Source organism: Flavobacterium sp. (assembly GCF_029242675.1).
GTDB lineage: Bacteria > Bacteroidota > Bacteroidia > Flavobacteriales > Flavobacteriaceae > Flavobacterium.
Map to the genome: position 1 here is coordinate 1 of NZ_JAQWTM010000025.1, position 2,457 is coordinate 2,457.

Below are 2,457 nucleotides of genomic sequence, written 5' to 3' on the forward strand. Positions count from 1 at the left end.
TTCAACATATGACTATTTATTTGGTACTACAGATGGGTATTATATTATGAATATAAATGATCTGAGTTTTAATGACTATAAGGTCTTATTAACTGCTGCGGTTACTAGCACAATAAACGGTGAGCCACAATATGCAGGTCTAAATACCCAAGGTTCATTCAAAGCAAATGATAACAATATTACCTTTAATTATACTGTTCCAGAATACAATAAGTATATCAGTGCTGAATTTCAATACGTATTAGAGGGCTTTCAGGAGGAGTGGAGTGACTGGAACGCAAAATCTAATGTTAGTTTTAAGAATTTACCTTCTGGAAATTATGTTTTTAAAGTAAAAGCACGTTTTGCAAATTTAGCATTACAAAATACTATTGTTTATAATTTCACAATTTTGAAACCGTGGTATTTTACGAATCTAGCTGTTTTTTGCTACTTTATAATACTACTCATAATTGCACGAATCGTACATAAAAAGTATAAAAGTTATTACATAGAGAAAGAAGAGAAATTAATAGAGGAGAATAATCTTTTACTCGAAATTAAAGAGTTGGAAAACCAACAGCAATTAATGCATTTACGCAATGAGCAACTTACTCAAGATGTCGACATAAAAAGCAGAGAGCTGGCAGCTTCTACAATGGATTTAAATAGTAAAAATGAGTTACTCGAAATCATCAAAGAGGATTTGAAAAAAACAAACACTGAGGAGAATAGAAGCATAAAATCAGTTATTACAACAATCAATAAAAACATAACAGGTACTGATTCTTGGAGCGTATTCAAAGATGCTTTTGAAAGTAAAGATAAAGACTTCTTTAAAAAGATAAAGGAACTGCATCCATCATTAACTTCTAATGATTTAAGATTGTGTGCGTACTTAAGATTGAATTTAACGTCGAAGGAAATAGCACCAATGTTAAATATTTCGGTACGAAGTGTTGAGATTAAGAGATATCGATTGCGTAAAAAAATGGAATTAGCGCATGAACAAGGGCTATCTGAATACATTTTATCTGTATAGGTTTAACTGCAAGCACTTCATTTACCTATACATTACCACAGCATTAACGTTATCGTACTGTCTCACTTGTAATTGTATTGCCAGTTAACATTCTATTAACAGCTAGTATTTGCTGCTTTATTATAATATTATGAATTAAAAGTTGTTTTTTTTGCATTGTATGTTTTTTGTAGAGGTTGTTTTTAGTAATAGTTTATTGTTCTATTATTAATTTTATCATTCACAAAAAATACAAATTATGAAATCAAACTATCTATTGATCATCTTCCTTTTGTTCTCGACCTTTGGTTTTTCTCAAAGTGTAATTGTCGAGGGTATAGTGAAAGAGAAAGCAACTGGCTTACCAATCCCAGGAGCAAATATCCAAGTAAAGAATACCACTACTGGAACAGTAACCGATTTTGATGGAGCCTTCACATTAAAAGGTATTTCATCAGGGGCGACTTTGGTAGTCTCTTATATTGGTTATAAAAATTTCGAATATAAAGTAAACGGCTCAAACGGAAAGTTGGCAGTTTCTCTGGAAGAAGATTCAAAAACTTTAGATGAAGTTGTAGTTATAGGTTACGGTTCTCAAAAACGTAGAGAAGTAACTGGAGCAGTATCTGTAGTGGATAATAAAACGCTTGAAATTTTAAAGCCTGTTAAAATAGAGCAAGCTTTGCAAGGAACGGTTTCTGGTGTCAATGTTACAACACAGTCAGGATCACCTGGAGCGGCTCTAGATATACGTATTAGAGGTATTGCTACAAACGGTGAAAACAGACCTACTACTATAATCGATGGATATGTAGGAGAACTAGGGTTGCTTAACCCAAATGATATTGAATCTATTACCGTGTTAAAAGATGCTCAAGCAGCTATATATGGAACAATAGGTGCCAATGGAGTAATTTTGGTGACAACCAAATCAGGGAAGAAAAATGCTAAAGCAAGAATCTCTTACAATACTTATGTAGGATTTCAAGAAGCATCAAAAAAATTAAACCTCTTAAATGCTACTGAATACGGGCTTTTACTAAATGAAAGTTACGCAAACGGTGGAGCTGCATTACCTTATAATGATGTGACAGGATTAGGAAAAGGAACAAATTGGCAAGATGAAGTAATTAGCAATAGTGTGCCTATCATCAATCACGATATATCTATTTCTGGAGGATCTGATAAAGTGACTTATGCAGTAAGTGGTTCACATTTAGATCAAGAAGGAATCGTAGGAGAACAAAAATCAGGTTTCTTAAGAAATACGGCGAGAGTCTCGTTAACTGCTGATGTAAGTGAAAAGTTAAAGCTGAAAACAAACGTAATTTATACTTACTTTAATCGTAAAAGTTTAAGTGAAAATGGGTTAGGATCTGTATTGTTTAATGCCTTAAATATTCCTTCTGTCCTTTCTCCACGTAACGATTCTGGAGCATACACAGTGGTCCCTAATA

General features: G+C 33.0%; 2 protein-coding genes. Both read left to right on the forward strand.

From position 1 onward, the window contains the following. Positions 1–1,021 (forward strand): triple tyrosine motif-containing protein (locus P8M54_RS00820; RefSeq protein ID WP_300283891.1); only part of this gene is annotated, 1,021 nt, incomplete at its 5' end. Between the two features lie 238 nt (positions 1,022–1,259). Further along, the coding region (locus tag P8M54_RS00825; RefSeq protein WP_300283893.1) for a SusC/RagA family TonB-linked outer membrane protein at positions 1,260–2,457 on the forward strand (1,198 nt) is incomplete at its 3' end.